The sequence below is a fragment of the Paraburkholderia sp. genome (assembly GCF_049581445.1).
Lineage (GTDB): Bacteria > Pseudomonadota > Gammaproteobacteria > Burkholderiales > Burkholderiaceae > Paraburkholderia.
On the sequence record NZ_JBAURZ010000288.1, the window covers coordinates 24,999 to 33,946 of the forward strand.

The following is an 8,948-nucleotide window of genomic DNA, read 5'->3' on the forward strand; positions in this document are numbered from 1 at the left end:
CGTCGCGGCGCGACGCGTCAATCTCCCAAAGCGTTCGTTAGCGTCGACGCCCGCCGTGCAGCGCCTCAGGATTCGCCACACTAGACGTATCCCCGCCATCGAACGCCAGGATGTTCTTGAACGCCGCGGTGAAATACTGCTCGTAGCTCTCGCGTTCGACGTATCCGATGTGTGGCGTGCAGATCACGTTTTCCATGCGAAGCAGGCTATAGCCCTGCAGGATCGGCTCGCTTTCGTAGACGTCGATCGCAACCATCCCCGGCCGGTTGCGCGCGAGTGCGTTCACCAGCGCGTTTTCTTCCAGCAGTTCGGCGCGGCTCGTGTTGACCAGCAGCGCGGTTGGCTTCATGCGCAACAGATCATCCTGCTTGACGATGCCGCGCGTGTCGTCGTGCAGACGCAGATGCAACGACAGAATGTCACTCTGTTCGAACAGCGCTTCGCGGCTTTCGGCCACGCTGTATCCGTCCTCGCGCGCGGCTTCTAGCGTGGCTCCGCGCCCCCAGACCAGCACATTCATGCCGAACGCCTTGCCGTATCCGGCCACGATGCGTCCAATCTTGCCGTAACCCCAGATCCCCAGCGTCTGACCGCGCAACACCTGACCCAAACCGAAATTCGGCGGCAGCGCAGAGGTCTTCAGCCCCGACTGCTGCCAGGCTCCTTGCTTAAGGTTTGCTACGTATTGCGGAATACGCCGCTGCGCCGCCATGATGAGAGCCCAGGTCAGTTCAGCGGGCGCGATCGGCGAGCCGCTGCCTTCGAGTACGGCAATGCCGCGTTCGGTACAGGCGGCCAGATCGATGTGGCCCGCCACCTTACCGGTCTGGCTGATCATGCGTAGATGCGGGAGCTTGTCCAGCAGTTGCGAGTTGATACGGGTACGTTCGCGGATCAATACCAGCGCGTCGACTTCCGATAGCCGGCTTGCCAATTGCCCGAGGCCACGGACGGTGTTGTTAAACACCTTGACGTCCTGGTCAGCCAGCAACTGAAAGCAGTCGAGCTTGCGAACGGCGTCTTGGTAATCGTCGAGGATGGCAATCTTCATAGTCTGGGTGTTTTTTTGCGGCGCACCATCTCGGCGCGGAACGGAGTGTTAAGCAGAGTGTCCCAACATGTGAGGTAGATCACACGCCGGTTTGGATGGATGCCTTATCGTAAAAAGTGCCGCACAGATGGCCCCTGACGCTAAGGCAAGAATGACATCGTTTTTAACAGTTTGTTGCGTGTCGATGCAAGCCGCTTTACAGAAGGTTGCAGAGAGCACGTCTGGGCGCGTACGGCAGACGCCCGGCAACAGGCTGTATGGCCCATCACGATCTGCACAATCGAGCGCCCGCAGGTTGGCGCAACTGGATTGACGCCTCTCGCAAAGCAGCGTGTCTGGGCTCGTACCGTTTTTCTTTTTGCTTACGAACGAAACGGAGACAGCTCGATGAATCATCCCTCCTTTGCAGGACTTTCTGCCATTCAGGCCCCGGCTTGGGTCAAGCACCGCAAGTTGATCGACTGGGTTGGCCGCGTCGCGGCGTTGACCAAGCCGGATCAGGTTGTCTGGTGCGACGGCTCCGAGGAAGAATACGACCGGCTTTGCGCCCAGATGGTCGAGGCCGGTACCTTGCGCAAACTCAATCCGGCGAAACGGCCGAACTCTTATCTCGCCTGGTCCGATCCGTCAGACGTTGCGCGCGTCGAAGATCGCACCTTTATCTGTTCGCAACGTCGGGAAGATGCGGGTCCCACGAATAACTGGATCGAGCCGGCGGAGATGCGCGCCACGCTCGACGGTCTATTTGATGGCGCGATGCGCGGTCGTACCCTGTACGTCGTGCCGTTCTCGATGGGCCCGCTCGGCTCGCCGATCGCGCATATTGGTGTTGAGTTGAGCGACAGCCCGTACGTGGTGACGAACATGCGCATCATGACGCGCATGGGCCGCAAGGTGTACGACGTGCTCGGCACGGACGGTGATTTCGTGCCTTGCGTGCACTCGGTGGGCGCGCCGCTGGCTGCGGGCGCGGGCGACGTGCCGTGGCCGTGCAACGAGACCAAGTACATCGTCCATTTCCCCGAAGAGCGCGAAATCTGGAGCTATGGCTCGGGCTACGGCGGCAATGCCTTATTGGGCAAAAAGTGTTTCGCGCTGCGCATCGCTTCCACGATGGGCCGCGATGAAGGCTGGCTCGCCGAGCACATGCTGATTCTCGGCGTTACGTCGCCCGAAGGGCGCAAGTATCACGTCGCGGCGGCCTTTCCGTCTGCTTGTGGCAAAACCAACTTCGCCATGCTGATTCCGCCGCAAGGACTGGACGGCTGGATCATCTCGACTATCGGCGACGATATCGCGTGGATCAAACCGGGCCCGGATGGCCGTCTGCGTGCGATCAATCCGGAGGCTGGTTATTTCGGCGTTGCGCCCGGCACCAGCGAAAAGACCAACTTCAACGCAATGGCCACGCTGAAGCAAAACGTCATCTTCACGAACGTCGCGCTGACCGACGACGGCGACGTCTGGTGGGAGGGCATGACCGATGATCTGCCTGCCCATCTGATCGACTGGCAGGGCAAAGACTGGACGCCCGCGATCGCGAAAGAGACCGGGCGCAAGGCGGCGCATCCGAATGCGCGTTTTACGGCGCCGGCCGCGCAGTGCCCGTCGATTGACGCCGATTGGGAGAACCCGGCGGGTGTGCCGATCGACGCGTTCATTTTTGGCGGGCGCCGCTCGACCACCGTGCCGCTCGTCACGGAGGCGCGCAACTGGGTCGAAGGCGTCTACATGGCCGCGACCATGGGCTCGGAGACGACTGCCGCGGCGGCCGGTAAGCAAGGTGTGGTGCGGCGTGACCCATTCGCGATGCTGCCGTTCTGCGGCTACCACATGAGCGATTACTTCGGCCATTGGCTGAAAACCGGGCAGCAGCTCGAACAGCTCAACGCCAAGGTGCCGAAGATTTTCTGCGTGAACTGGTTTCGCAAGGGTCCGGACGGCAAGTTCGTCTGGCCGGGTTTCGGCGAGAACATGCGCGTGCTGAGCTGGATGGTCGGACGCATCGAAGGAACGGCTCAAGGCGAGGAGCACGCGTTTGGCGTCTCCCCTCACTACGAGGATATCGACTGGCGCGGCCTCGATTTCAGTGAGGCGCAGTTCGAGCAGGTCATTTCCGTCGACGATGCCGCCTGGCGCGCCGAACTGGCACTACACGCAGAGTTGTTTGACACGTTGCAGCAAAACTTGCCGGCGGCACTGCATGACACCAAGTCGGCATTCGAAGGGCGACTCACGACATGATCATGTGAGTATTCACTCCCATTCACGAAACCGCCTTCGGGCGGTTTTTTCGTTTTGCCGTGCATGGGAGGGTTTTCAGCAATTGCAAAATGTCTTGTCCGTTGTTCCGTCCGCGAATATAGTTTCGGGTGCGTTGCAGCATATTGTTTCCAATAAAGGAACAATCACCTTGCTTGCACCCCACTAAGCGGCAAGGTGATAAGAAAACTAGCGAAAAACGCCCTTCTTGGGCAACTTCTGCACGGATTCACGAGTCGTAGGAGAATCCCAAGTTCGCTTTGCTGGCTAAAACTGTTTTGTCAGGAAGCTGTAACACGGCAGGAGTTGTCTCATGGATCATTTGCAGTCGATGCGAGTTTTCGTCAGAGTGGCGGATCTCGGCAGTTTCGCCCGCGCGGCCAGCGCAATGGATATCTCCAACGCAGTCGCCACCCGCCATGTAGCCGACCTCGAAGGTCGCCTCGGCACCCGTCTGCTCAACCGTACAACCCGGAGCCTCTCGCTCACCGAGTCAGGGCAGGTTTATCTGGAACGCGCCCGCCAGATTCTCGACGAACTGGAAGACGTCGAGCAAATGGTGGTGGCGCGCAATCACGAACCCGTTGGCACCTTGCGGATCGTGGCGCCGGTGGTCTTCGGGCTGCACAACCTTGCACCGGTACTACAAACCTACGCCGAGCGCTACCCGAAAGTGATTCCCGATGTGACGCTGGTCGACCGCCAGGTCGATCTGGTCGAAGAAGGTTTCGACGTCGGTGTGGTGATCGCGCGGCAGATGCGCAGCGCGAGTATCGTCACGCGACGCCTGACCACCGGATGCATGACCGTATGCGCAACGCCCGCCTACCTGGAAAAACACGGCACGCCGACTCGCCCAGAGCATCTGCTGGAGCATCCGTGTCTGTCGCTGCCGTCAGAGTACTGGGGCGACGAGCGGGTTTTCACAGGTCCGGATGGTGAGGTTCGCGTACGTCCCACCAACGTGATCGTTGCCAACAATACCGAAATGCTGCGGCAGTTCGCGATGCTGGGCATGGGCATTGCCATTCTGCCGAGCTACCTGATCGGCCGCGATATGACGCGCGGCAGATTGGTGCGTCTGCTGGGCGAATACCGTTTGCCGCAAGTCGAAATCAACATTGCGTATCCGAGCCGCCGCCACCTGCCGGCCAAGGTGCGCACGTTTATCGATCACCTGGTCGAGCATTTCAGCCAGACGCCGAATAGCCAGCTCGGTGAGCAATGGATCAAGGATGGCCAAGGGCGTCCGGGATCGTTGGTCAATGCGCCGTCGTCGGAAATCATGCCGCCGGAAGCGTTCGATGGCGCCGAGCCGCTGTCACAACTTCTGGATAGTGAGATTTCGCCGAAGCTTCCGGCGAAAACACCGCCGCGTAACCGGCCTGCTGCGCTGTCACCGCTGTGATCTGACGGCAGCGGGTGCGGTGCTTTGGGCGCTTGCGCCAGGCTGTCGCCGTCTGTGGGTCTGGCGCGGCCGTTGAAAAGAAAAGGCGCGATCACTGAAGTGGTCGCGCCTTTTTGTTTGATTCGGCCGGTACGTCTTGCAACGTGCGTCGTTATGCGTCTTACCTCGCGGAACCCGCCGCGGCGACTGCCGCAACGGGTGCGCGTGCCGGATCGATTACGAACCCGTCTTGCGTGCTGCCGCTTTCTTCGCAGGCGCTTTCTTGGCTGCGGGGGTTTTCGTTGCCGGAGCCTTCTTCGCCGCGACCTTGCGGGCCGGTGCTACTTTCTCCGTCGTCACTTCGTCGTCGTCCGAATCCGCATCCGCTCCGGCTGTTGCCGCGGTTTTAGCGGCTGTTTTGGCAGCAGTCTTCGCAGCCGTTTTGGCCGACGGCTCTTTCTTCTCGAACTCGAAGCCGATCTTACCGTCGCTCTGCTTGACGAGGAACGCCTTGAAGTTGCGGCCGGTGCGCGACGACTTGAAGTTCGTCAGCAGATCGGTGCGTCCTTCTTCCAGCAGCTTGGCCATCTGCTCGCGCGAGATTTCCTGCTGCAGAATCACCTTGCCCGAACGGAAATCGCAGGTCTTAGGATTAGCCACCGAGTTCTCGCAAACATAGCTCATGCCGTGCTCGAACACGCGAGCCTTGCACTTGGGACAGGCGCCTACCGGTTGCTGCTCGGAGAAGTCCGGCGCCTCGCCGTCTTCGCCGCCCGAATCCTGGCCGAAATCGAACTCCAGCTTGTAATTCTTGATCTCGTCGTCCAGCGAGAGCTTCAGGATCGCCGAAAACGGCCGCCCCATCTTGCTGCGGAAGCCCGACAGCGGCCCGATGGTCTTGTTCTTCAGCAGTTCTTCGACTTCCTCGATTTCGAACTGCCGCCCACCCGGAATCTTCGAAATGGAGAACTCACACTTTGAGCACGCAAAGCGACGGTAGTTTTCCTTCACCTGACCGCCGCAATTCGGACACGGCGTTTGCAGCGTCGCGTAGTCGCCGGGGATGGTGTCCGAATCGTATTCCTTCGCGCGCTTGACGATGGTCTGCGTCATGCGGGCGATTTCCTGCATGAAAGCGTCGCGCGGCAGGTTGCCACGCTCCATCTGCGAGAGCTTGTATTCCCACTCGCCCGTCAGCTCGGGCGCGGTCAATTCCTTGACGCCGAGCCCGCGCAACAGCGTCATGAGCTGGAACGCCTTGGCAGTCGGGATCAGGTCGCGGCCTTCACGGATCAGATATTTCTCGCCGAGCAAGCCTTCGATGATCGCCGCACGCGTGGCCGGTGTGCCGAGACCCTTGGCGGCCATCGCCTCGCGCAGTTCGTCGTCTTCGACCAGTTTGCCCGCGCCTTCCATGGCGGAGAGCAAGGTGGCTTCGTTGTAGCGCGCGGGCGGCTTGGTGACCAGTTGCTGAGCGGCGATCTTGTCGGTCTTGACCTTCTCGTCCTTCTGCACCGGCACGAGATTGGCGTCTTCACCGCTGATCTCGCGGCCATAAACCTGCAACCAGCCCGGTTCAACCAGCACCTTGCCTTCAGTCTTAAAGTGATGGCCGACCACTTCTGTGATCCGCGTCGTCACCTTGTACTCGGCTGCCGGGAAGAACACGGAGAGGAAACGCTTCACGACCAGGTCGTAGAGTTTCTGCTCCGGCTCTGACAGATTCTTCGGCGCTTGCAGTGTCGGGATGATTGCGAAGTGGTCGCTGATCTTCGAGTTGTCGAAGATGCGCTTGTTCGGCTTCACCCAGCCCTTGTCGAGAACCTGCTTGGCGAACGGCAGATAGTTGTTGCTCTCCTTGAGCATGCCCAAGGTTTCCTTGACCGTATCCATATAGTCTTCCGGCAGCGCACGCGCGTCGGTACGGGGATAGGTCAGGACTTTGTGCCGTTCGTACAGCGCCTGAGCGAGGCCGAGCGTGTTTTTCGCCGAGAAACCGAAGCGGCCGTTGGCCTCACGCTGCAAGCTCGTCAGGTCGAAGAGTGCCGGCGACAGTTGCGTTGTCGGTTTCGATTCTTCCGTGACGGTGCCGATCTGGCCGCGACACGCAGCGACGATCGTTTCGGCGGCAGGCAGCGCCCAGAGTCGAGAATCGCGTTTTTCCGGATCGAACTCGTCGCGCTTGAATTTCGGGTCGAACCAGCGGCCTTCGTAAAAGCCGGCGGCGCAGACGAATTCCGCTTTCACTTCCCAATAGTCGCGCGGCACGAAGCGGCGAATCTTCTCTTCGCGCTCCACGACGATGGAGAGGGTCGGCGTCTGGACGCGCCCGACGGTGGTCAGAAAGAAGCCGCCGCCCTTGCTGTTGAACGCGGTCATGGCGCGCGTGCCGTTGATGCCGACCAGCCAGTCGGCTTCCGAGCGGCAGCGGGCAGCGTCGGCGAGCGGTTGCATTTCCTCGTCACTACGCAGACGGGCAAAGCCGTCGCGGATCGCGGCGGGCGTCATCGACTGCAGCCACAGACGCTGCACCGGCTGCTTTGCTTTGGCGTGCTGCGCGATGAGGCGGAAAATCAGTTCGCCCTCACGCCCCGCGTCACAGGCGTTGATTAGACGCTCGACATCCTTGCGCTTGAGCAGCTTGCTCAACACCTTCAGCCGCGACTCGCTTTTTGCGATCGGGTTGAGGTCGAAATGCGGGGGGATAACGGGCAGATTGGCGAAACTCCATTTGCCGCGTTTGACTTCGTATTCTTCCGGCGCGGCGATTTCCAGCAGGTGGCCGACTGCCGAGGAAAGGACGTAATCGTCACTTTCGTAGTATTCGTCATGCTTGGTAAAACCGCCTAAAGCCCGCGCGATGTCGTTCGCGACGGAGGGCTTTTCGGCGATGATCAGTGCTTTGGACATGACTGGATGTGAGTTGGTAAATTCGGGTTGAGACCCGGGTTTGCGACCCCAAGGCTTGCGACCCATTAACGACCGCTTTATAGCACACGGCGCTGAAAGCACGTCTCAAGTGCCAGAAAAAGCGGCTCATCATAGTTGCGCGTCTATATCTTGAGCAAGCGGCGACGCGCGCGTTGCAGCCTGCCCGCAACGCCCGTTCCGCAAGCTGGCCGGTCAAATACCGCGTGTTTCAGGCCACCGCGAGAGCCGGCCGTAACTTCGGTGCGCCGGTCACACCCGGCAGCGTGGTGAAGTCGGCAAGCATCCGCTCGACGATCGCTGCGTGCGGCAGCACCGTTCCGAAAAAGCGGGTGGTTACGCTGTCCTCTATCAGAATCGTAGGAAAATTTTCTACATCTAGGTCGTCAAAACGATCCGCATGGGTTTCGATATCGATCCATGCGAAACAGATATCTGGGTGCCTGTCAGCCAGTTGGTCGAATGCCGCCTGATAGTCGCGACAGGTTCCGCACCATTGCGCGCACAGGCAGGCAACGAATAGCGTGTCGCGGTCGTTGACGCGCTCGGCGATCCGGTCTTGGTCGGTGTCGAGATTCAGCGCGGGCATCAGGATTCCTTGCGTACTTTGTCAGGTGCTTTGGCGCGAATGTAGCATGGCGCGGATTTGACCGTGACCGACCACGATCTCAGGCGTGGCTCGCTCGCGTGAAGTGCCCGCCTGGCAGGACGGTTAGTTGGCCAGCCAGTTCCAGCTGCAACAGCGTGCTTTGTAACGTTGCGTCCGGCATATCGGTGCGGGCGGCCAGCATTTCAAGCGTAGCCGGGGCGTAACCAAGCGCGGCAAGCAGCGCATGGGCGTCGGGCCCGAGGTCGGTAGCGGCCGTCGCCACTGGGGCGAGCGCTGTGCCTGTCGACGGCGTGGGTTCGGCCGGGGTGCCCTTGCCGGGCGTCGACTTAGCGCTCCCTACCTTTGGCGGTGGGGCAAAACCCAACTCTTCCAGTATTTCCTCCGGGGTTTCGACGAGTCTGGCGCCCTGCTTGAGCATCCGGTGGCAACCCCTCGACAGCGGCGCATGGATCGAACCAGGCAGCGCGAACACCTCCCGCCCCATTTCATTGGCAAGTCGCGCTGTGATCAGCGAGCCGGAGCGCATCGCGGCTTCGACAACCAGTACGCCGCCAGCCAGTGCCGCGATCAGCCGGTTACGCTGAGGGAAATTCGCGGCGCGTGCGGGCGTGCCTAGCGGCCACTCGGAAACGATGCTCCCGGCGGCCGCGATTTGCCGCGCGAGCGGCTGGTGCGCGGCTGGATAGACCAGATCGGCACCGGTGCCGATC

6 protein-coding genes are annotated in these 8,948 nt (G+C 60.7%); 2 read left to right on the plus strand and 4 right to left on the minus strand.

Features of this window, described 5'->3' with window-relative positions; genetic code table 11:
• Positions 1–37: 37 nt before the first annotated feature.
• Positions 38–1,051: a D-2-hydroxyacid dehydrogenase family protein gene (locus tag WCA85_RS23890; RefSeq protein ID WP_424067322.1), complete on the minus strand. Its 1,014-nt coding sequence runs from the start codon at positions 1,049–1,051 to the stop codon at positions 38–40.
• Positions 1,052–1,438: 387 nt separating this feature from the next.
• On the opposite strand from WCA85_RS23890, the gene WCA85_RS23895 reads away from it, so the two are divergent.
• A complete protein-coding gene (locus WCA85_RS23895) occupies positions 1,439–3,295 on the plus strand; it encodes a phosphoenolpyruvate carboxykinase (GTP) (RefSeq protein ID WP_424067323.1) in 1,857 nt (618 codons plus the stop codon).
• A 331-nt stretch (positions 3,296–3,626) separates the two neighbouring features.
• Positions 3,627–4,721 carry a LysR family transcriptional regulator gene (locus WCA85_RS23900; protein WP_424067324.1) on the plus strand — a complete coding sequence of 365 codons (1,095 nt, stop codon included), beginning with the start codon at positions 3,627–3,629 and terminating at the stop codon, positions 4,719–4,721.
• A 216-nt stretch (positions 4,722–4,937) separates the two neighbouring features.
• On the opposite strand, the gene WCA85_RS23905 is transcribed toward WCA85_RS23900, so the two are convergent.
• From WCA85_RS23905 to WCA85_RS23915, 3 genes are all read right to left on the minus strand, one after another.
• Positions 4,938–7,610, minus strand: coding sequence for a DNA topoisomerase III (locus WCA85_RS23905; protein WP_424067325.1), 2,673 nt, complete (start codon positions 7,608–7,610; stop codon positions 4,938–4,940).
• A gap of 229 nt (positions 7,611–7,839) precedes the next feature.
• The gene (locus WCA85_RS23910; RefSeq protein ID WP_424067326.1) at positions 7,840–8,217 is read right to left on the minus strand and encodes a thioredoxin family protein; all 378 of its coding nucleotides are present in this window, start codon (positions 8,215–8,217) and stop codon (positions 7,840–7,842) included.
• A gap of 79 nt (positions 8,218–8,296) precedes the next feature.
• Positions 8,297–8,948, minus strand: a 652-nt coding sequence (locus WCA85_RS23915; RefSeq protein ID WP_424067327.1) for a DNA-processing protein DprA, incomplete at its 5' end; no start/stop codon positions are given.